We start from the raw sequence: 22927 nt of genomic DNA, 5'->3' as shown, positions 1-22927 counted from the left end.
TTGAATAAAATACGAGGAGCTAAAAAATAAGGAGAGACAAGTTACCATAAGTCGTCACAAAAAGTTATGGTAACTCACTTAAAAGAGTTATGGTAACTTGCCGGAGAGAATTATGGTAACTCGTTACAGCGACTTACTATAACTCTTCACCTACCCCCCGTAACCTACATATCTAGGGAGCTTATAAAGGGTAGTAATCGATATAGAGGAGGAAGAGCTAAAAAGAGCTGAGAGCACCTATATACCAAACATTTGGTTCCGAAAGGACCATTACATACAATACCATGTATATCACACATATTCACATACAATCCCCCTGTGAATGAGTGCCGAAGGGAGTCCCGATAAATAGCAGAGTACCAAAGAAGAGCTAGGGACGATAGAGTAATGTAAAGGTAGCTTGGGTCATGGAAGGGCGTGTGTCGTAGCGCTGGTGTTGGTGGACAATCTTTCCCTCTAGCAGGATGTGATAATTAGGTTTCCAAGTCAAGCGAAGGCCAAGGTCGTAGCCCTCACCAAAGAGGAGCATAGACGTGTATTCATAGCGAGCTCTCGGATGAGAAGCATAGAGGCGTGACTGCCAATTAGGTGCTTCAAAGTAGTCCCCAAAGAGACTAATACGAATGTGCGGACGCAGCTCCGTATGCACGACTCCAAGTACTGCCCAGCTAGCCTTCCCTCCTGCACGGGACCAACGAAAGGTACAGGTACTCTCCCACTCCTTCTGTGCTTGATGCAAGCTGAGACTGAATCGTTGCACCTTAGATTCCCCTGCCTTTCTTCGCTCTCGAAAAGAGGCGAGTAGACTAGCAGTTTTTCGTTGGTTAAGCTCAACATTTAGATTTGCTCCATAGCTCCAACCTCTGTGCTTCACAGTATCAGCCTTTGCCTCCGAGAGTCTTCGATAGCGATCAGCATAGAGCTCTAGGGACGTTGCGCTAAGAGGCAGAGCAACGAGCCACATAAACCGCCCACCAGCCTCGTCGTTGGGGCGAAGTGCATGTGTACCACCGTGCCCATAGTAGCTCCAATAGTCCGAACCTACATACCAGTAGGAGAGGCGGAGGTCACCCACTTGCAACTGCTGAAGTAAGAGATGATGGATGGTAGCCCAAGCACCGAGGTTGCTTCGCCCAAGTTCACCCATCAGTTTCGCTTGACCTTGTCTACTTTGCACTGCATAGGATAAGCTAAGAGCCGAGGACGAAGAGAGATCATGCAATCGAGGGCGATGCGATGCACCAGAGGCGGAATGCAATATATATCGGTGCCAATCCTGATGCACACCTTGTAAGGCTATGCGCCAGAGATCTTCTCGATATTCCACCCAGCCCCCAAAGAGGCGCATAGGGACCATTGCTCGACGACTCCATTCACTACTTGTTCGATGAAGCCCTGTCTCTGAGAGTGAAGTAATGACTTTATCCTCATCTACCTTTCCATCAAGAGAGCGAGCAGAAGCAAAGGTACCAAGACGAAAGCTTCTATGACCTAGCTCCAAGGCGATGCCACGGCAAAAGTTCGTCTCCGTACTAGAGCGTATCGGGCGAATGCCCTCTGGCAAGCGAGGTGCTAGGGAGAGGAAGCTCATGGGATATATCCCTTGCCCCAAGACAAGCCCACAGCCACGTGTCACCCGATAGTCTCCAAGGACAAGACTATGGAGTAACCCACGTTCACGAATAGCTAGATGGGCATTATAACTATCAAACCCTCGATGACGTCCATAATTCCAGGGCTCGAGATAATCCTTCTCCGCACTGAGATAAAGACTCGTGTGACGCTTCCGCTCATAAAGAAAACGAAGCAAGGCAGACTCGTTTCCTCCTAAGCCTTCTTGCTTCGTTTCAGTTTGCTTTCGTAGGCTTACCCGCCCTACAAACTCTAGTTGTCCTCTACTCTCCGTCCCTTTCTCCTGTTCCCTACCCTCTCGACACACCAGCACAGGGAGAAGAAGAGTGAGAAGCTTAGCATCCCAGCCCCTTACCAACTTGAGATCAGAGAGGCTTCGGAAAGGCCCAGAGCAACGCCGATAGTCAATGAAGCATGTAACCTGAAAGTCACGAAGGAAGGGGATACGTTGTAGCTCCTCGGGCGTCACTTCATTAATGTCCCAAGGGCTATGACGTAACTCATCATAAAGCTGCTGGAGCTCAGCAAGCTCCTCATCAGAGAGGAGACCCAGGTAGCGTTGCTCCTCAAGATATTCATCCCAAGCCCTTACATGTTGAGGAATACTATCAGGTACCCCAGCATGTACTCGAAGGACAAAAGAAAAAGCTATAGCAACTAAAGAGAGGAAGAGGCGTTGGTGTTGTTTCATGGGATAGGAGACTAGCCCGGGGACTCAAGTTTCTCGGCGAGCTCGATGAGACGAACGAGGGTATTGCGGTTACGTGTCGTAGCGGTGAACTTGAGTTTCTTCTCTAGGAAGTTGTTGCTTAGCTTCGATCTACTTGCATCCTTCGGTAGGTACATATAGAGTCTGCCCTCTACCATACGGAGCTCCTCTTCCCCGAAGTCCTCTTGACAGAGGGCTACGATTCGCTTCGGGTCAATGGGCTCCATCATCGTGGTATAGAATACCCGATCCTGCTGGTATTCATCACCGAAGGGGTTGCCTCGGAGGTGCTTCTTGAGCTCGCTAGCGTCGGTGGTGATGACTTGTAGCTCCGCACCGCAATAGGCTCGTATGATCTCTGCGATACGTACGGAGGTCTCCTCCTTAGATAGGGGTGAGCGAAGGACGATATTCCCGCTCTGTATATAGGTCGTGACCTCGGCGAACTCCTCCGCTTCGATGGCATCACGTAGCTCAGCCATCTTCGGGATACGGTTCTTTCCGGAGGGCATTACTCCCCTGAGGAGGACGATGTAGGTGCGCATGTCGGTTCTAATATTAGGTCGTCGAAGACATGGATCCCTTGTTCTTTGCAGTAGGAGCGAAACTCACGAAGTACCTCGAGTGTAGCCTCCATGTTGATAAATCGCTCTAATGGGAAGGAGCATAGAATCTGCGTACCTCCAGAGGTGGTCCTTCGGACTTCCTTTGTGTGCTCCTTGCTCCCAACCTCCTTGTTTAAGACTATCCTTTCCATATAGGATCCGTCTTTCCATTCCCATTCACTATCCTTGGATTTATATTCAAGGAAGAATAGGAGCTTAGAGCTAGACTCTTTCTCTGAACCGAACTCGCTAATTCTACACCTTCTCTGTCCATCTTGGTCGAAGTATCCCGTATCACTATACTGAATGAGGCTAAACTTATATTCATACACCTCATCGCTTGTTTTTTGTACTCCGAGATAGTACTCAAAGAGGTAGGAATATAGGTAGTCCCATGCCCACATATCATGCCATATGTTTAGACGGCTATGCCCTTTACTTCGGCCATAAATAGGGTTAGAGAAGTGTTTGAACCCATAGAAATCGGGCATGCCTAGCTTACACTTGATGAAGTATGCTAGATCAGACATTCGCCTCTGGTAGGCATAGAGTATTCGGTGTGCTCGTCTAACGTCTAGAAGAGCATTAGAGAGGTTTTCTGTGGTTGTCTCCATGATGCTTATTTGTATTTAGGGAGGTGGAACAAGGTGTCGATAGAGGAGGGAGCACGTCTTGCGGGGGGATCCTTATAGGTGTCTGCGAGGCTATCCAGCCATTTCAGGGAAAAGTACCCGAATAGCTCAAAAGCCTTGATGATGTCCTTACATATTCGCTTCTCTACGCTGCTGTAGGGAGAGGACTCATATGTATACTTCTTGACTTCCTCAAGGAGTGTTTGCCATCGTATATTAATAATGGAATATGTCTTGTCGCCTAGAGATAGTGACTGCTTGGATGTTTGATAGTTTCCACCTAAAGCAAGCAACCATATCGGTCGTTCATCGTCTTCCGCAAGAGTGTTGAGAAGGGCTTGTATCTCATTAAGCCATTGACCTTCATATTGTCCTTCTTCCTCGTATCTCTTCGCTTCGATGATGAGGTGCATTCGCTCCAGCTCAAGCCATACATCAGGCTCTACAGAACTTTTGTTGTTTGTTCCTTCCGCAGACATTCTTTCCCAAAAGGATATGTTCTCGATCGCACCAGCATCAGAGAACTCTGGTAGCGTATGCTTACTAGCCTCATATTTACTAGCCTTGTAGAGTATCTCCCAAAAGGTTTTGTCTGGTAGATACTGTAGTAGACCTATGGTGCTGGAGGTAAGAGCATCTTCAGATCGCTTACCTGTAGGAGTCCTAAGATTCTTCTTACGTAGTATTGCTTGTAACATATATCTAAGTAGAAAAGTAAGCCCTACCCCTACATCGTGGAGATGTAGGGGCAGGGCTTATCTTGACCTGCTTATCCCTCGATCGTGGGGGCTAGGCAGGCGCAGAAGGCGGGGACGAGGTTGCGGTCGCCGAAGCCATTATCGACACGGGCAACGTTGATCCAGAACTTATTCTCACGCAGGAAGGGCAGTGGGTAGGCTGCCTTCTCACGGGGATAGCTGTGTGTCCACGTGTCGGAGACCACTTCGTACTCGGGGTGGGGGGCATTCTTTAGGACGTTGTCCTCAGCATCCACACGACCCTCCTTGACCTCTTGGATTTCGTCCCAGATGCACTGCATCACATCGAGGAAGCGATCCAGCTCAGCCTTGCTCTCGCTCTCCGTGGGTTCGATCATCAGGGTACCGTGTACGGGGAAGGAGAGGGTGGGGGCATGGTAGCCGAAGTCCATCAGACGCTTAGCGATGTCGCTCTCATCGACACCGCAGGTCTCCTTGAGGCGGCGGCAGTCGAGGATGAGTTCGTGCCCGACACGTCCTGTGGCGCCGGTGTAGACGATGCCGTAGGTATCCTTGAGGCGAACGGCCATGTAGTTGGCATTGAGGATCGCTGTACGTGTGGCACGCTCGAGTCCCTTGGTACCGAGTAGGCGGATGTAGGCATAGGAGACGACGTCGATCCCTGCGCTACCCTGAGGCGAAGCGGCTACGATATTGCCCTCAATGGGCTCGAAGTCCACTCCATAGCCGTGGGTCGGTGCATAGGGTGCAAGAGCCAGGGTCATGCAGATCGGGCCACTACCAGGGCCACCACCGCCGTGGGGGATGGCGAAGGTCTTATGGAGGTTGAGGTGGCAGACGTCAGCACCGATGAAGCCGGGGTTGGTGAGTCCTACCTGAGCGTTCATGTTCGCTCCATCCATATAGACGAGGGCACCGCAGTCGTGGATGCGCTTGCAGAGGTCGATGATGTTCGTCTCGAAGATTCCGTGCGTGCTGGGGTAGGTGATCATCATCGCAGCGAGGTCGTCACGATGCTCCTCGGTCTTCTTCATGAAGTCCTCCCAGTCCACATTCCCGTGTTCGTCACAGGCGACGATCACGCACTGGTAGCCACACTGCGAGGCGGAGGCGGGGTTCGTCCCGTGGGCAGAGGCAGGTAGGAGCACCTTGTTGCGGTGACCATTGCCGTGTGCCTCGTGGTAGGAGCGTATGGTGCGTAGGCCTGCATACTCCCCTGCGGCACCCGAGTTGGGCTGTAGGGATACGGCTGGTAGACCTGTGATGGTCGCTAGGAGTTCCTTAAGGTTCTCTAGGAGTTCGATGGAGCCCTGTACCTGATCGGCGGGGGCATAGGGGTGGATGTTGCAGAAGGCTGGGTTGCTCAGTGGAATAACCTCCGAGGCAGCGTTGAGCTTCATCGTACAGGAGCCGAGGGAGATCATGGAGTGCGTGAGGGAAATGTCCTTACGCTCTAGACGCTTGATGTAGCGCATCATCTCGGTCTCGGTGTGGTACTTGTTGAAGACTTCGTAGCCGAGGAAGGGTGAGGTACGTACGTACTTGCGGTCGATGTGGATGGTGTGTTCCCCGACCTCATCGTTGAAGTTGCTGTCCTTACCTACCGCCGAGGCGAAGATGTGGCAGAGCACCCCTAGATCCTCGGGCAGTGTCGTCTCGTCAATGCTCACGAGGGCGACACAGCCACAGGGGGAGTAGAAGAGGTTCACACGACACTCCTCAGCTATCTCTCGGAGCTTGGCCATGAAGCCCTCTTCCTCGGGGAGGATGATGCAGAGAGTGTCGAAGAAGTCTTCGTGTAGGAGCTTGTAGCCAAGTCCCTTGAGCTTGCCTGCGAGGAAGCCTGCGTAAGAGTGGATACGTCGGGCGATGTTCTTGAGCCCTTCGGGGCCATGATAGACGGCGTAGAAGCCACTCATCGAGGCGAGCAGAGCCTGTGCCGTACAGATATTACTCGTGGCACGCTCACGCTTGATATGCTGCTCACGAGACTGGAGGGCTAGGCGATAAGCCTCCTTGCCGAGGCGGTCCTTGCTAAGCCCGATGATACGTCCGGGGAGGGTACGCTTGTACTCCATGCGACAGGCGATGTAGCCTGCCGAAGGGCCACCATAGTACATGGGGACACCGAAGCGCTGTGCCGAGCCGAAGACTACGTCTGCTCCCCATTCGCCTGGAGGGGTCAGCAGGACGAGGCTCATCAGGTCGGCGGCTACACCTACCTTGATATCTGCCTCGTGCGCCTTCTCTACGAAGGCTGTGTAGTCGTGGACACCCCCTAGGGCACCTGGGTACTGAATAATCGCGCCGAAGAACTCACCGCTGAAGTCGAACTCCTGCCACTTGCCGAGCACGACCTCGATCCCCTGTGGTGCACAGCGGGTGAGGATGACATCTCGTGTAGAGGGGAAGACCTCCTTGTCGACGAAGAGCTTACGTGCCCCTGCCTTAGTCTTGGCCTTGCTCCGCTCGTTGAAGAGGAGGAAGGCTGTCTCTGCACCCCCCGTAGCCTCGTCGAGTAGCGAGCAGTTGCTCAGGGGCAGTGCGGTGAGATCGGTGATGACGGACTGGAAGTTGAAGAGTGCTTCGAGACGACCCTGCGACACCTCTGCCTGATAGGGCGTATAGGAGGTGTACCAGACGGGGTTCTCTAGGACGTTGCGCTGTATGACGGGAGGGAGCACGGTATCGTACCAGCCTTGACCGATGTAGGAGGTGAAGACCTCGTTCTTCGAGGCTAGGTCGGCGATATGCTCAGCGAACTCCCGCTCTGTCATTGGCTCTGGTAGGTCAAGGGGCTTAGGGAGCCGGATATTGCTAGGCAGAGTCTGTTCGATGAGTTCGTCTAAGGTCTTAACCCCGATGGTACGGAGCATCTCATCAGCATCCAGCTGATCTACGCCTATATGGCGTATCGAGAAGTCATTGGTGTTCATTGGCGAACGATAGTTATTTGTAGTTAGTACGTTTATCTGCTACTTGATGGTGTAGCGTATCAAAATTAGCGAATTTGCATAAAGGAAAGCTAGGCTACCCCTAGAGGAAAGGGTTATGCTGACGCTCGTAGCCAATTGTCGTTTCCTCCCCATGACCACTGAAGACAATGGTCTCGTCAGGCAGGGGAAGGTACTGCTCTCGAATGGACGTGACGAGCTGGTCATAGTCTCCGTACCAGAAGTCTGTGCGCCCAATCGTCCCTAGGAGGAGCGTATCCCCCGAGAGTAATAATCCTGAGTCGGGGGCATAGAAGGCAATGTGTCCCGGAGCATGTCCTGGGACAAAGAGTACACGTAGCTCCTCTCGCCCCAGCTGTATGGTATCACCCTGCCCCACTAGGGTATATCGTTGCATCGGCACATCCTCTAGTGGCAAGGGGATACCGTAGCCTCGGAGTTGCTCCGAGGGCAGGGGTAGCTGCTCGAAGTCAATCCTATTTCCATAGGCAGAGATGGACGCCCATGTGCGTAGGACGTATGCCGCCCCCCACACGTGATCAAAGTGCTGGTGTGTGCATAGCATGAGCTGTGGTGATAGTTCCTTCTCCACAATGAAGGCTCTGAGCTTCTCCTCCTCAGAGTGACGCATACAGCCAGGGTCTACAATAGCAGCCTCTCGAGTATCTTCATCATAGAGGACGTACGTGTTCTCCTGCACAGGACCAAACACGAACTGATGTATCTTGAGCATTTCCTTTTCTACTGGGATGATATATGTACTACAAAGATGCAAAAAACTAGGCTACGTCCTGCTCCTTTCACGAACTTCCTACCCTCCCTACCCTACCCGTTCTCACTTCTCCCAACGAGGATTCAAAAAGTACCCACTCGTGGGTAGCACTTGTAACCCATGCTAGGGTAATGAAGCAAACCCACGAGTGGGTATCCAACACGACCCACCCGTGGGTACCAAATGCAACCCATGGGTAGGTATTTTCACTCCTACCTCTAGAGTACATTATCCACCTAGTAGGCCAGACAGATGCAGGCATATCTGTCTAACCCTAGGAGGGGTACTTTAAGTAAAACGATGGACTATGAAAGGGGGAAAGTGGGTATCGCTCTAGTACAGGGGCGAGGAGATAAGCTCAGGCAGGAGAACAAGTGCCTTGAGTGCTGATCCCCAGTAATAGTCTCCAAGAGTATCAGTACGTGGTAGGACCCGATGGCACGGGATGAAGGGAGCCAGTGGATTAGCACCAACAGCTGTCCCAACGGCCTGTGCTCCACGAGGCTTCCCAACGAGCGTAGCTAAGTCTTGGTAATGACAGCAGCGCCCGCTCGGGATGTGCAACATGGCCTCCCACACCTTACACTGGAAGGGCGTACCAAAGAGGTGTAACGGAGGTAAGGATACCCCCCTTCCTAATCTCGAGAGGGAGTACAAAGCGTCTTCATGGAAGGGGCAAGAGCTTTGGATAAGTACCTTAGGATGGAACTCCTCCTCAATACGCTTTAGCACCTCGGCTCGCCCCATGAAGGAAAAGAGCGAAACACATAAACCCTGCTCTGTGGAAGCGAGTAATAGCTCACCAGCATAGGTCTCATAGAAGTTGTAATAGAAAGTGTACTCCTTTGCCTCCTGACGCCTTGCATGGATGAGGGTGGTCTCCTGCCATTCTGCTAAGGGAATGATACTCTTGGCTAAGCACTCAGAGCTGAGATAGTGAAGGACTTCATCCACAGGCAGCGTAAAGGTCTCAACAAAGGCTTTGTTCAATTCCTCACTTGCACAATCCAGAGCGAGACTCAGCTCTAGGGAAGTGGGCAAGTCTCTCTTGTGTGGCGAAAGCTCTCCAAGGGCACGAAGCACTAAAGTGCGTGTAGAGACACTAGACATTGGCTAGATACAGAAGTACGGGGTGATTTACTGTCAGACGGATGGTTTTCTCCGTAGCACAGTTCAGCGAACCACACCAGAGCTGGGGGAGCAAGTGTTGCTCTAGTGGCCAGCGAACCCCAGTAAGACTGATTGGCTTCCCTAGAAAGTCAAAGACAGAGACCTGTTGTCCTACAAGTACCTCCACCTCGGCAGGCTCTGTAATAAGGATAAAGTACCCCTCATCGGTGAGCATAATAAGTTCGTCCACGAGTGGAGCATAGCTAGAGAGTAGAGCCAGATTAGCCAAGAAGTGATCTTCCCGCCCTCCACTTGCACCAAGAAGCGTTATGGATCGTCGCCCCATACTCCGATGGACGAAGTTCATTGTCTTAGTCAGGTCATTGGTGTCTTGGTCAGGGAAACGATGGATACGTTGCCCAAGGAGATCCTTCAGAGCGGGTGATACCGAGTCGAGATCCCCCACTACGGCGTCGGGTAGCTGGCTCGTATAGCGACGGAGCTTATTCACAGCACCATCACAGCAGATGAGGCTGTAGCCTTCCTCCCCAGCACACCACTTGTCTAGGAGAGCTAGTGGCACGGGTGCCTTGGGGAAAGCACCATTGGCTAGGACAAGAGTCTGAGGGAGGTTGTCCTCAGAGAACAAGGGATAGTACTTCATCTTATGCTTGGTCACGCTTCATCAGACGTGTCCATTTGTAGAAACCAAAGAAGGCTGTAACGAAGTTCACAGCGTAGACAAAGGTCGAGAGATAGTCCTGTGCTGAGAGGAGGGAGATTACCCCAGCAGCGTTGGCCACAATCCAGCAGAGCCAGTGCTGCCTCCACTTACGTGCCATCCAGATCATCCCTATGACAGAGGAGAGGGTAAGTAGTGCATCAGCCCAGGGGATCCGCCACTCAGGGAGATACACAGATAGCCTAATGAGCGGATAATAGAGAGCAAAGATGATAAGGAGCGTATAGAGTAGAGTCTTTCGGGGAATATCCGTAATAGGGACTTCCTCCTCTCCATCCTGAGAGCCTCGGCGAAGCCATGCTATCCACCCCCAAACACTTGTGATGAGGTAGTAGATGTTGATTGATAGCATCCCATAGAGATGCGCCTTCCATGCGATTGGAATCCATAGGATAGGCAGGATGATTCCCACTAGCCAAAGCCAGATGCTCGCCTTATACTCCAGATAGAGCCACAGCAAGGAGACAAAGACCGTCACAAGCTCTAGGGAATGTGAGCTAAGGTAAGAGAGGAGGAAGTCCATGAGTATAGTACTAAATCTGCTTAGAGTGAAATGGTCGTGCCGACGAGGGCATGGATGCCCGCCTGCGGATAGAGCATGAGCTTCGTGTAGTCTCCCCCTGTCTGAGCCTTAGCAAAGTCATAGACATACCCATTGTTACTGTACTTGGCATTAAAGAGGTTGTTCACCTGAAGCTGTACACTCCACCCTTTAACAAAGCGTACAGGAAGTTCATAACCCAAGCGAAGGCTTGTCGTGTGATAGCTCGGCAGTGAATGGTCTTCTCGCCCGAGGTTATCCAAGTACTGCTTGCCGACAAGCTGATGGGTAAGTGCCACCTCAAACCCACCATATCCATAGCTCAACGTATTACTCATTACAATGGAAGGAGAGAAGGCTATCGGTGTGGAGCGTAGTGTAGCAGAGTAGAGGTCTGGTTGATAATTGAAGTCCGTAAGATTATCAATGACCGACGCATAATACGTGTAATCCTTGATACGGCTCTGGCTTAGAGCAAAGGCGGCATCCCAGCGTAGAGAAGAGAGGATGAGCCATGAGGCATTGAGCTCGACACCCATGCGGTAGCTCTTAGCCACGTTCTCTTTGAGGATGCCTCCCACATCACTCAGCTTTCCATTGGCTACGATTTGGTCCTTGTAGTCCATATAGTATAGGTTAAGACCTGCGGAGAGTGTCCTACTTCTGAAGCCATAACCTAGTTCGTAGTCAATGAGTCGCTCAGCCTTCGGATAGTCCTTGGGTGTAGCATCTGTGTAGAGACTCCTGTTGGGTTCACGATGCGCTACTGCTACTGAGGCATAGAGGTGGTGTGCAGGGGCAAATCGGTAAAAAAGCCCAGCCTTAGGATTGAGAAAGCGGAAGGTCTTCGTTAAATCGAGATGCTGTTGCTTCTTTGTCTGCTCTACAAGGTGGTCGGTCGTTCCCTTGATGCGGTAATCAATGAAACGATACTGCACATCGGCAAACACATTCAGTCCACGAGCCAGCTCGTAGTTGAGCTTAACGAAGGCAGAGAAATCAGTCTTCTTTGCCTCGTTGCTGTAGTATCGCTCTGTGGGATCCACAGCATAGGGATAACCTGAGGTAATGGAGCGTGTGCCATAGTGATCCCCGAGGTAATGGTTACCAGCTATACCACCTGTCAGCTCAATCCTATCATCCTGATAGGCAAGCGAGGTAATTAACCCTGCGAAGTGATTATCAAGGTACTTGGATCGGAGGAGTGTTACCTTCTTTACTGTAACATCTTTACCATTAGCATCCTTCTGTACAAAGTTCTGCAAGCCATACTCCACGAGCTTCCTACCCGTACGTAGCTCATCGGTGAAGCCATACCCTCGGGTGTAATGCCCTGTGACGCTAAGGGTCGTCCTCGGTGTGATCTGTTGTGATAGCTGGAGCTGATAATGGTTTTGCTCATAGTTATCTGTATTATACCTATACCGTGCATCTTGGGGTGTACTGCCAGGATTAATATGGCCAGCAGAGTTGTATGTACGACCATACTTCGCCTCATCCTTGGCCGATAGCCCATTCCAAGCTATACCCGTATGTTGCTTCCCTCCAAAGGCGAGGAACTTGAGGATGGTTTTCTCACCAAAGTACCCACCTTGTACGAAGTAGGAGCGACCATCCGTCCCACTGCGATCTACGTAGCCATCTGTAGTCGTCTTACCGAGCCGAGCCTCAAGAGCCCAATGCCCTGCTATACGTCCTGTCGAGGCGTGTACCTCACGACGAAAGGTATTGAAAGCTCCACCTAGCAGGGAGACAGAGGCTGAGGGTGTGAGCAGGAAGTGGTCGGTACGTAAGTTAAGGCTTGCTCCAAACGCTCCTGCTCCATTGGAGCTAGTCCCTACACCTCGTTGTAGCTGAGCATCCTGAACACTTGCAGAGAAGTTGGGCATATTAGCCCAGAAGACCCCTTGGCTCTCAGAGTCGTTGAGTGGGACACCATTGGTCATCACATTGATCCCCGAGGCATCCACACCACGCACCCTAAGGGCTGTGTACCCGATGCCAATCCCTGCATCGCTCGTAGCGACAACAGATGGGGTTTGGAGAAGAAGATAGGGGATATCAAGTCCAAGGTTATTCTTCTGCAGGCGTTCCTTGGAGACATTCGTGAAGGTCATCGGCGTCTTCTCAGAGGCCCGTGTAGCGGTCACCTGTACCTCCTCGAGGCGATGTGTGCTGATGCTGTCTTGCTCGGCTCGTCTGGAGGCCTCAGCATACTGAGGGAGTGTAGTCGCCAGAGATAGCACAGCGACAGGGAGGATTGTTTTTCTCTTCATCATACAATTACTTAAATGATGTAACAGTAGAGCTGAAGGGAAAGGGCGTGTGTAATGATTGACAATTCCTACGCCAGTATTGACTGGATCAGGTCTTGAGGGTATCATCTCAGCTAAATACACTCCGCAGGGCGGAGGATCAGCACCCCTTTGTCCTTAGTTCTTTCGGGACACAAAGTTAGCAAACAACATGCATAAGGCAAAAAGACAGATTGATTCAGAGAGATAGGGAAAACTAGCTAGCAGGAGAAATGGATAGGTAACAGGAAGGAAGAAGATACTAGAGTACTCAGCCTCTATTTGGTGGGTGTGTACAGATAAAAGGAGAAGAGACCAACCTACTTGGAGTAGATTAGCCTCTTCTGTCTTGTGCGGCTGAAGGGACTCGAACCCCCACGCCTCGCGGCATCAGATCCTAAGTCTGACGTGGCTACCAATTACACCACAGCCGCATACCGCTGTGACCCCTCATTGAGAAATCACGCCACAAAGGTAGTACATTTTTTCATTTCTACAATAGCAGAGCTTCCTTCAGCTCCCTCCCGTGGTTCTTCCCCATCCTCACACCCCATCCGATAGCCTCATATCAGGCCTTAAAGTTCCACAAATTGAGGACATATAATCCCCCTCATAAGCATCCGACAAGGACGCACACTCAAAAGGAGCAACACCTCTCTATACTAGCCCTAAACACAGGCCTCTCAAACATCAGTAGAACGAGTTACCATAAGTCGTCTCTACGACTTACCATAACTCGTTGCGACGACTTACCATAACTCTCTGAAGCGAGTTACCATAACTCGCTATCACGAGTTATGGTAACTCATCAATGAGCTTTTTTTGTCCCTACATATCCACCTCACAACAAGCCCATTACAATCGCCACACCATCTCTATACGATGGCGTATCTAGAGCGTACTCATCCTTCACTGTATATTTTGTCTTACCCCTTTATTATCCTCCCACGCTCCCATACCTAGAGATGGACCATACAGCACCTACACATCCATCAAAAAACACCTTAAAACAGACAACAAAAGAAGATAATATGCAACATATTATATTTATTTATAAATTTGCACCAAGATTAGACAGACTTATTAAACAGACAAACAGAAAGAACGGTCATATTTTAAAAATAAAGCATATCAATAATGGCAAATATATTGGCACAGCTTCTCCAATGGGTTACGGGGGGCGGAGCACACGGATCTAATAAAAGACACATCAGCAAAAGGCGGGATGCCTTGCGCTACAAGACCTACCCCTCGCCGGCTGCTGTAAAGCGAGACATGCACACAGAGGGGACCTCTATTGAATCATGCCTCTCGCTGGCCAAGAGCTGTATGAACCCTAAGTGTCCCCCCATAGACTACGACACAGCTCTGTATTATGCAGAGGAAGCTGCTGAGCGTGGGAGCCGAGAGGGTATTGAGCTTGTCATCCACCTCCTAGAGGGGAACTATCCCGAAGGTGATCACACAGAGCTCTTAGCCTTTTGGCGACGTACTCGTGCTAAGATGGATGAAGAGGCCCAAGCATTAGCCTCTCACCCGACCCATTAGATGTATCGACACCTCCCCAAGAAGGATATCGCAGGCGTCATAGGCAAGTAGCCAAACAAATTCATACGAGCTACCACAGCTCCTCATAGAGCGTCTCCGCAAGAGATCGCCATGAGGAGCTGTGGTGGCTCGTCTAGCTATCCAACACTACCTTTTCACCTCATCACACACCCACCTCGTGAGCTTTTACGTATCTTTATCCCAGCAATGACGGCACTTCTACTCTCTACTGTCCGAAGGGAGGAGTGTAAGCCCACCGATACAACGACAAGAAATGAAGCAAATAAAGCTCTTCCCTACCCTCTACATCTCTATCCTTGGACTCTTTCTACTCTCTACCACACCTAGCTGTAAACGAGGAGCAGACTCCACCCAAAAGGCCCTCGCTGAATATGTAGATCCATTCATCGGAACGGATTGGGTAGGCAATGTCTATCCAGGGGCGACTGTTCCCTTCGGGATGGTGCAACTCAGCCCTGACAATGGTCTACCTGGCTGGGATCGAATAGCGGGATACTTCTACCCCGATAGTACGATTGCAGGCTTTAGCCATACCCACCTTAGTGGCACAGGAGCAGGGGATATGTACGATATCTCTTTCCTACCCGTACTCCTCCCTGCACTAGAGGGAGGGACCTTCCCCATCAATGAGGAGGGGGAACAAGCTACCCTAGGCAAGCATGCACGCTTCAGACACTCCACCGAAGAGGCCCATGCAGGATACTATGTCGTTACACTAGAGCCTTACGACATTCGTGTCGAGCTGACGGCCACACCACACATGGGCATCCAGCAGTACACTTTCCAGAAAGCCTCGGACTCAGCCTGCGTAATCCTCGATCTACACCGTGCTATGAATTGGGATCAGACCACCGGTAGCGACATCGAGCAAATGTCGGAGATCTTCCTACAAGGTTACCGTAAGTCTACGGGCTGGGCTAGGGATCAAGAGGTGTACTTCTCCACACACCTCTCTCGCCAGCCTGATAGCATCTTCATCCAGCGCATCTCCGAGGATCAAGCAGGCAAATCCCCCAAGCAGACAGTCATTGCCTACCTATATTATAAGGTAAAGGCTGGGGACAAGCTCATCATTGAGACCGCACTCTCTGGGACAAGCGTTGAGGGAGCTTTAGCCAACTGGAGTGATGAAACAAAAGAATTTGACTTCGGCAAGTATCGGGAACGAGCAGAGGAAAGATGGAACGAGCGTCTTGGGCGCATCACACTTCCTAGTGACGTAGCCGACAGCCTGCGCACGACCTTCTACACTGCTCTTTACCGCGCACAGGTCTGCCCCACCCTGTATAGTAACACCGAGGGAACCTATCTGGGGGCAGATAGACGGGTACACCTCAGGAAAGATGGGACGAGTACCTACAGCACATTCTCCCTCTGGGACACATATCGAGCTGCACACCCACTATACAACCTCATTGCGACCAAGGAAAATCGTGATATGGTTCAGTCGATGATTGACTTTGGAGAGCAGAATAGTGGTTATCTCCCCGTATGGAATATGTATGCCTCTGAGACCAATATGATGATTGGCCACCACTCTGTACCGGTAATTGTCGATGCTGTGCTCAAAGGTGTCTACCGACCTAAAGATCCTCAGGCACTCCTTGATCTATTTCGTTTCACCTCTGAAGGGCCACTCCATAAAGGGTTAGATGATTACACGAGTCTAGGCTATGTGCCAGCAGATCGACACGATGAAAGTGTATCGAAGACGCTCGAGTATGCATACGATGATGCTGCCATTGCGGAATATGCCCGCTGGATGGGTAAAACAGAAGAAGCTGAGGTATATGCTCGTCGTGCCAAGAGCTACCTCAACCTTTGGGATGCAAAGACAGGCTTCTTCCGCCCCAAGGATAGCGAGGGCTCATGGCTCCCCAACTTCAATCCCTTTGCCTACACCGAGCACTTTACCGAGAGCAACGCCTATCAGTATCTCTTCAGTGTGCAGCATGACCTCAGCGGACTTGTCTCGCTAATGGGAGAGGAGAACCTCAGCAAACGTCTAGATGAATTTTTCGCTAGCCCCACACCACAGAGCGTCAAACTCCCTATCTTCTCCACGGGCATGATTGGGCAGTATGCACACGGCAATGAGCCTGCCCACCACGTGATTTTCCTCTACAACCTCGCACGTGAGCCGTGGAAGACTGCCGACCTAACCCATCAAGTCCTCACCACACTCTACAGCCATCACCCTGATGGGCTCTGTGGCAACGAAGACTGTGGACAGATGTCGGCTTGGTACATACTCGCCTCAATGGGTATGTATCCTGTTGATCCCCTCACTAGCCATTACGAACTGACGACACCACTCTTCCGAGAGGTGACACTCCACCTAGAGAGTTTTAAGACCTTCACCATCTCTGCTCCCGGGCTCTCGGAGACGAAACGATATATTCGCTCGGTGCGCCTCAATGGAGAGCCACTCCATCGCTCCTACATCACCTACAAGGAAATTATGCGAGGTGGTACACTAGAGTTTGAGCTGACAGATCAACGAGGCGTCATTTGGTACTAAGGGAAGCAACTCACGGCTTATCCCTATCCTACCCTCTTGCCCAGCCCATTCAAGTATGAAATGGGCTGGGCAAGTTTATTTTCTATCGGTCAAGAGAGAGATAGTCAGGTGTATATCAGAGCTAAAGGTACAACTCTTGATCTCCAAACAAAACACTGCAAATCAAACAGATACAAATGGGTCTAAAAGAGACCTCAACAACTTACCATAACTCGCCAAGACGACTTACCGCAACTCTCTACAGCGAGTTACCATAACTCGTTTGAACGACTTACCATAACTCTTCGACACGAGTTATGGTAAGTCATTACCATCCCCTCACGAATGCCCTAGATAGGCACATTTCGAAGCTCAACTTTTGGCTCAATGCAAAGACCATCCTCTGCCTCCATTGTAAATCAAGGGTGAGTTTTTAATCATCAAATTCCCCTTGCATGCTAAGCTATAAGCTCTTTTCCTGCAAGACATACTTCCTTTTCAGGAGCCCATTCCTCGTTTTTCCCATTAGGATTTATGAAGCATCCCTAGAGAACTCGTATCTTTGTACACCTCTAGCTAAGAGGAAAGTAGACAGATAAATGCTGAAATTTGATATACATAAGACCTGCTCGGAGAGTGCAGCCCGAGCTGGCAGGATAGAGACAGACCATGGCGAGATACTTACGCCAATCTTCATGCCCGTAGGTACTGTGGGGTCGGTAAAGGCCGTCCACATGACAGAGCTACGTGATGACATACGTGCTCAGATTATCCTCGGCAACACCTACCATCTCTATCTACGCCCAGGGCTAGACATTCTCCGCGAAGCTGGGGGACTCCATAAGTTCAACAGCTGGGACGGATCTATACTCACAGATAGTGGGGGCTACCAAGTCTTTAGCCTAGCTCATCGCAGGAAGATAACCGAGGAGGGTGTTACCTTCCAGTCGCACATCGATGGATCGAGGCACCTCTTCACTCCCGAGCGAGTAATGGATATCGAGCGCACGATAGGGGCAGATATTATCATGGCCTTCGATGAATGTTGTCCAGGCGACGCAGATATTCACTATGCGAAGAAGTCTCTAGCACTTACTGAGGGCTGGCTTCGTCGTTGTGTCAATCGAATCAAGGAAACCGAGCCACTCTACGGCTACCATCAGAGCCTATTCCCCATTGTACAGGGCTGTGTGTATCCAGAGCTTAGGACGAGGGCAGCGGAGTTTGTCTCTTCATTAGAGGCAGAAGGGAATGCCATAGGAGGGCTAGCCGTAGGTGAGCCAACCGAGAAGATGTATGAGATGGTAGAGCTGACAAATAGTATCTTACCCAAGGACAAGCCCCGCTACCTAATGGGGGTAGGGACTCCTATTAACCTCCTAGAGAACATTGCCCGAGGCGTGGATATGTTCGACTGTATCATGCCGACACGCAATGGCCGTAATGGGCAGCTCTTTACCAGCCGAGGGACAATCAACATCCGCAATGCCAAGTGGGCAAGAGAGTTCAGTCCCATCGACCCCGAGGGCTATTCGTTTGTGGATAGCCAGTACAGCTTGGCCTATCTGCATCACCTCATCCGTGCAGATGAGCTATTGGGACTTCAGATTGCCTCGATACACAATCTCGCCTTCTACCTTCGCCTCGTGAGGGAGGCACGTGAGCACATCCTCGCGGGGGACTTCGTGGCATGGAAGACCAAGATGGTACGGCAGATGGATAATCGCCTCTAAGGGAAGTATGGACACTACACAGCAAGAGGAAGAGAAGAAGCCACAAGGCGAGCCACAGGTAGAGCTTCACAAGCCCTACCGCCCCTGGCTCGGGCGAGTGGATCGGTACATCATACGCACCTTCCTCTCGACGTTTATCTTCTCTATTATCCTCATTCTCTCGATCGCTGTCGTCTTCGATGTGAATGCTAAGATTTCGGACTTCCTGAAGCCCGAGGTCCCTTTCTCCAAGATTCTATTCCACTACTACCTGAACTTTATTCCCTACTATGCGAATATGTTCAGCCCACTCTTTGTCTTCATCTCGGTCATCTTCTTCACATCAAACCTAGCGGCCAATACCGAGATCGTGGCGATGCTCGCCAGTGGAATGAGCTTCCGCCGTCTGCTACGTCCCTATATGGTAGCAGCTGGTATCATCGCCTTGGTAACCTACCTGCTCAACGGCTTCATCATCCCGTCAGGCAACAGGGTGCGTCTGGCATTTGAAGATGCATACCTCAGGTCAAAGACAGAGAAGTACACATCAAACATCCAGATCGCTATCGAGAAGGATGTCTATCTGTATATCAAGGAGTATGAGAGCCAGAGTAAAGTAGCCTATTCTATGGCCGTGGATAGGTTTAAGGGGCGGTCTCTCGTAGCCCGCATGACCTCTGACGAGGCTCACTATGACACGCTCGACAGATGGCACCTCCGCGACTTCCATATACGTCGCTTTGCAGGACTGAAGGCAACCGACACCGTGGGCTACGATCTCGACACAAACCTACGCATTAGGCCCTCCGATTTTCTAGTCAACGAGAAGGATGTAGAGAAGATGCGTAACGATCAACTAGATAGCTATATAGCTCGACAGAAGGAGCGTGGGGCAAGCAATACGAAGCTCTTCCAGATAGAGCTACATAAACGCTATGCAGCTATTTTCTCTGCCTTCATACTAACCTTCATCGGAGCTGTCCTCTCCTCAAAGAAGATGAAGAATGGACTGGGTATTAACCTCGTCATAGGCTTTGCACTCTGCTTGGGCTACATCGTGGCTACAACAGTCACAGCACAGTTCTCCAATGTAGGCATGATGGCTCCTTGGCTAGCTGCATGGCTTCCCAACATCTCCTTTGTGCTCATCGCATCCCTCCTCTGGCGCAAGGCTCCACAATAACGTACATCTACGATGAAACAAAAGATACAGAAGGGCGTTTTAATCCCTAACAAACGAGCGACCTTCGACTATGAGCTACTCGACACCTATACGGCAGGGCTTGTCCTAGTGGGGACAGAGATCAAGTCGCTACGACTCGGTAAGGCCAGCCTCGTTGATGCCTACTGCTACTTCCATAATGGAGAGCTTTGGCTAAAGAATGCAAACATCAGTGAGTACTTCTATGGCTCGTACAATAATCATGTAGCACGACGCGACCGTAAGCTCCTGCTCAACCGCAAGGAACTACGCAAGCTCCTTGACTACGTCCAGACCCCAGGGGTAACTATCATCCCAACCAAGATTTTCATCAACGAGCGAGGGTTAGCTAAAATAGTCATTGCTCCAGCTCGCGGTAAGAAACTCTACGACAAGCGAGCTTCCCTAAGAGAGAAAGACGACAGGCGAGAGATGGATCGTGCCATGAAGCGTTAGACAAGCACGCACACGGTTCCCCTCTCTCCTACAGAGACAGATCAGAGGCAAACTGGGAGCAATTCGCTAACTTTACACCCCCAAACAACGCAAGAAGCTCATGCAAGAAAGGATACAAAAGCTACACGAAGATGTCCAAGCACTCTCGGCACAAACCCTTGAAGAGGTAGAGGATCTTCGTATCAAATACATCAGCAAGAAAGGGCTAATCGCTCAGCTCTTCGACGAGTTTAAAACCGTACCAAACGAAGAGAAACGTTTGGTAGGGCAACAGCTCAACCAACTCAAGGAGGCAACGATTGCTAAGATTAACTCCCTAAGAGATGCTCTCACATCAAGTGGTCAGACTGCTGAGGAAATAGACTGGACGCGTAGCCCCTACCCGATCAGGCTAGGTACACGTCATCCTCTCACGCTCGTACAGCAAGAGATCACCTCTATCTTTGCACGCCTAGGCTTCTCTATTGCTGAGGGCCCCGAGGTCGAGGATGATGAACACGTTTTCTCTCTCCTTAACTTCGCTGATGATCATCCTGCCCGAGATATGCAGGATACCTTTTTCGTTCGGAATACCCCGAGTACACTACTTCGCACCCACACTTCATCGGTACAGACTAGAGCGATGCTTGGCACCAAGCCCCCGATACGCATTATATGTCCAGGCAGAGTGTACCGCAATGAGGCCATATCCTATCGTGCACATTGCTTCTTCCATCAGGTAGAAGCACTATACGTAGACGAAGGGGTCTCTTTTGCCGACCTCAAGCAGGTACTCCTTTATTTTGCCCAAGAGATGTTTGGAAGAGACACCAAAATCCGTCTTCGCCCATCATACTTCCCCTTCACTGAGCCTTCCGCAGAGATGGATATTTCATGTAATATATGCGGAGGCAAGGGCTGTAACTTCTGTAAGCACACAGGATGGGTGGAGATCTTGGGCTGTGGTATGGTAGACCCCAACGTCTTAGACAACTGCGGAATCGACAGCCGTAAGTACACTGGCTACGCACTTGGTATGGGGGTAGAGCGTATCACAAACCTAAAGTATCGGGTGAGTGACCTACGTCTCTTCTCTGAAAATGACATACGTTTCTTGGAGCAATTCCAAGGTACAATGTAAGTTCATCCTGCATCAAGCCACTTAAGCACGTGACCAGAAAAGAACGCTACGAGGCTGTCATCTCTTGGTTTGAAGAGCACATGCCAGTTGCTGAAACGGAGCTACATTACGAATCTCCGTTCGAGCTACTCGTAGCAGTCATTCTCTCCGCACAATGCACCGACAAGCGGGTAAATCTAATCACACCTCGTCTCTTCAAACAGTACCCAACAGCAGAGGTAATGGCTCGTGCCGAGGTGGAGGATATCTTTGAGCTTATCCGTAGTGTGAGCTACCCCAATGCTAAGGCAAAATACCTCGTTGCCACATCGAAGCTCCTCGTTGAGCATTTCTGTGGTGAGGTACCAGAGTCCCGAGAGGAGCTAATGAAACTCCCTGGTGTCGGGCGAAAGACAGCCAATGTCATTGCATCTGTTATCTATGGTAGACCCACGATGGCCGTTGATACACATGTCTTCCGAGTTGCCAATAGAATCGGACTCACAACCAACTCCAAGACTCCTCTAGAGACAGAGCTAACACTCGTCAGATACATCCCAGAATCTCTCATTCCTAAAGCACATCATTGGCTCATCCTCCATGGGCGATACGTCTGTGTAGCTCGCAAGCCTCATTGCTCGGAATGTGGGTTAGCACCTTACTGTCGTTACTATGCAGCTCAGCAGCGCAGGAGCAAGAAAGAGACCAAATAGCCCCTACATATTTATGAAGCGTAAGCGCAGGGCAAGTACCATCGCTTGTCTTTGTATCCTATCACTAGGTCTGGTAGGTTTTGTCGTCCACTCCTGCAAAAAGAAAAGTCAAACTACTCTTAGCGACAGTACTGCACTCGTTATAGGAGTGATGCCTTCTGTTGACTATCTTCCCATAGCAGTTGCCGAGCAGAAGGGATTTTTTTCTCAGCCCATCAAACTCGTACACTTCGCCTCTCCTATGGAGCGAGATGCCGCATTACAAACTGGCGCGGTGGATGCATCTGTAACAGATTACATGGGTGCCATGCTCTTGCATAGCAAGGGAACAGATGTTCTCCTCCCCATAGCCTGTCAAGGGATGTTTCGCCTCGTCTTAGGGCGCAGTACTCCGCTGGCCAAGATCAGTGACCTACGGGGGCATCATGTGGGACTCTCGTCCAATACCCTCATTGAGTACGCTACGGAGAAGACACTTGTAGAGGGTAACCACCCCTTCCCCTACACCAGAGTAGAGGTGCAAGCCGTCCCGATACGCCTCGAGATGCTTCGCTCTGGAGATTTAGATGGAGCTATCCTACCAGAGCCCTTCGCTTCTATAGGAGTTGCTAAGGGGCTTAGTGCAATAGACTTGCCCCAAGGGCTAACAAGTAACATCACCGGCCTCCTATTCCTATCCAAAGCGACCAAGAAAGAAGCAGCTCTACGCTCCTTCCTCATGGGCTATGATAAGGCCGTGGACTACATCTGCACTCATCCTCGCAAGGAGTGGATCGGAGTGTTACAGGGGCTACTCGGCATCTCGCCTGAAGTTGCATCTGCCATTCCTCTACCCTCTTATACGAAGGCTACCCTTCCTCGCACTGAAGACCTCCAACCCATCCTCACGTGGATGAAAGGTAAGGGGCTTGTGCCTACGGACTATAACGCAGAGGGACTCATCCGCCCGCTCATTCAGGATAACTAA

18 protein-coding genes, 1 tRNA gene and 1 riboswitch are annotated in these 22927 nt (G+C 50.8%); of the genes, 8 read left to right on the top strand and 11 right to left on the bottom strand.

Annotated elements, in window-relative coordinates; all coding sequences use genetic code 11:
- Positions 1–370: 370 nt before the first annotated feature.
- The 11 genes from HMPREF0636_RS06485 to HMPREF0636_RS06435 form a co-directional block, all read right to left on the bottom strand.
- Positions 371–2323, bottom strand: coding sequence for a helix-hairpin-helix domain-containing protein (locus HMPREF0636_RS06485; protein ID WP_044169277.1), 1953 nt, complete (start codon positions 2321–2323; stop codon positions 371–373).
- Between the two features lie 11 nt (positions 2324–2334).
- On the bottom strand, positions 2335–2886 hold the full coding sequence (locus HMPREF0636_RS06480; protein ID WP_044169274.1) for a DUF1697 domain-containing protein: 552 nt from the start codon (positions 2884–2886) through the stop codon (positions 2335–2337).
- Positions 2853–3560: a PM0109 family protein gene (locus HMPREF0636_RS06475; protein ID WP_044169272.1), complete on the bottom strand. Its 708-nt coding sequence runs from the start codon at positions 3558–3560 to the stop codon at positions 2853–2855. The genes HMPREF0636_RS06480 and HMPREF0636_RS06475 overlap by 34 nt, the downstream gene beginning before the upstream one ends.
- Before the next feature lie 5 nt (positions 3561–3565).
- Entirely contained in the window at positions 3566–4276 is a 711-nt protein-coding gene (locus HMPREF0636_RS06470) for a hypothetical protein (RefSeq protein WP_044169271.1), read from the bottom strand.
- 71 nt (positions 4277–4347) lie between these two features.
- Positions 4348–7233, bottom strand: a complete 2886-nt coding sequence (gene gcvP / locus HMPREF0636_RS06465; RefSeq protein WP_044169269.1) for an aminomethyl-transferring glycine dehydrogenase — start codon at positions 7231–7233, stop codon at positions 4348–4350.
- A gap of 100 nt (positions 7234–7333) precedes the next feature.
- On the bottom strand, positions 7334–7984 hold the full coding sequence (locus tag HMPREF0636_RS06460) for an MBL fold metallo-hydrolase (protein WP_044169267.1): 651 nt from the start codon (positions 7982–7984) through the stop codon (positions 7334–7336).
- A gap of 372 nt (positions 7985–8356) precedes the next feature.
- Positions 8357–9064 (bottom strand): methylated-DNA--[protein]-cysteine S-methyltransferase, encoded by a 708-nt coding sequence (locus HMPREF0636_RS08285; RefSeq protein ID WP_162147896.1) that lies wholly within the window; start codon positions 9062–9064, stop codon positions 8357–8359.
- A 61-nt stretch (positions 9065–9125) separates the two neighbouring features.
- Positions 9126–9797, bottom strand: coding sequence for a thiamine diphosphokinase (locus HMPREF0636_RS06450; protein ID WP_044169265.1), 672 nt, complete (start codon positions 9795–9797; stop codon positions 9126–9128).
- A 1-nt stretch (position 9798) separates the two neighbouring features.
- Positions 9799–10398, bottom strand: coding sequence for a nicotinamide riboside transporter PnuC (pnuC, locus tag HMPREF0636_RS06445; protein ID WP_044169263.1), 600 nt, complete (start codon positions 10396–10398; stop codon positions 9799–9801).
- A 20-nt stretch (positions 10399–10418) separates the two neighbouring features.
- On the bottom strand, positions 10419–12695 hold the full coding sequence (locus HMPREF0636_RS06440) for a TonB-dependent receptor (protein WP_248616892.1): 2277 nt from the start codon (positions 12693–12695) through the stop codon (positions 10419–10421).
- A 45-nt stretch (positions 12696–12740) separates the two neighbouring features.
- Positions 12741–12852, bottom strand: a riboswitch (TPP riboswitch).
- 210 nt (positions 12853–13062) lie between these two features.
- A tRNA-Leu gene (locus HMPREF0636_RS06435) sits at positions 13063–13144 on the bottom strand.
- Between the two features lie 703 nt (positions 13145–13847).
- Here HMPREF0636_RS06435 and HMPREF0636_RS06425 point away from each other — a divergent pair.
- The 8 genes from HMPREF0636_RS06425 to HMPREF0636_RS06390 all read left to right on the top strand — a co-directional run bounded on the left by HMPREF0636_RS06425 (position 13848) and on the right by HMPREF0636_RS06390 (position 22927).
- Complete coding sequence (locus HMPREF0636_RS06425; protein WP_155807304.1) at positions 13848–14258, top strand: hypothetical protein; 411 nt, start codon at positions 13848–13850, stop codon at positions 14256–14258.
- Between the two features lie 274 nt (positions 14259–14532).
- Positions 14533–16800, top strand: coding sequence for a GH92 family glycosyl hydrolase (locus HMPREF0636_RS06420; protein WP_044169256.1), 2268 nt, complete (start codon positions 14533–14535; stop codon positions 16798–16800).
- A 578-nt stretch (positions 16801–17378) separates the two neighbouring features.
- Positions 17379–18512 (top strand): tRNA guanosine(34) transglycosylase Tgt, encoded by a 1134-nt coding sequence (tgt, locus tag HMPREF0636_RS06415; protein ID WP_005468903.1) that lies wholly within the window; start codon positions 17379–17381, stop codon positions 18510–18512.
- A 7-nt stretch (positions 18513–18519) separates the two neighbouring features.
- Positions 18520–19674 carry an LptF/LptG family permease gene (locus HMPREF0636_RS06410; RefSeq protein WP_005468904.1) on the top strand — a complete coding sequence of 385 codons (1155 nt, stop codon included), beginning with the start codon at positions 18520–18522 and terminating at the stop codon, positions 19672–19674.
- Between the two features lie 12 nt (positions 19675–19686).
- Positions 19687–20148: an SsrA-binding protein SmpB gene (gene smpB / locus HMPREF0636_RS06405; protein WP_044169254.1), complete on the top strand. Its 462-nt coding sequence runs from the start codon at positions 19687–19689 to the stop codon at positions 20146–20148.
- Positions 20149–20248: 100 nt separating this feature from the next.
- The gene (pheS, locus tag HMPREF0636_RS06400) at positions 20249–21268 is read left to right on the top strand and encodes a phenylalanine--tRNA ligase subunit alpha (RefSeq protein ID WP_044169253.1); all 1020 of its coding nucleotides are present in this window, start codon (positions 20249–20251) and stop codon (positions 21266–21268) included.
- A 29-nt stretch (positions 21269–21297) separates the two neighbouring features.
- Complete coding sequence (nth, locus tag HMPREF0636_RS06395; RefSeq protein WP_044169251.1) at positions 21298–21960, top strand: endonuclease III; 663 nt, start codon at positions 21298–21300, stop codon at positions 21958–21960.
- A 13-nt stretch (positions 21961–21973) separates the two neighbouring features.
- A complete protein-coding gene (locus HMPREF0636_RS06390) occupies positions 21974–22927 on the top strand; it encodes an ABC transporter substrate-binding protein (RefSeq protein ID WP_044169250.1) in 954 nt (317 codons plus the stop codon).

It is taken from the genome of Porphyromonas catoniae ATCC 51270, assembly GCF_000565015.1.
Taxonomy (GTDB): domain Bacteria; phylum Bacteroidota; class Bacteroidia; order Bacteroidales; family Porphyromonadaceae; genus Porphyromonas; species Porphyromonas catoniae.
The sequence above is the reverse complement of the archived record's forward strand: the minus strand, read 5'-3'. Positions and strand labels throughout refer to the sequence as shown.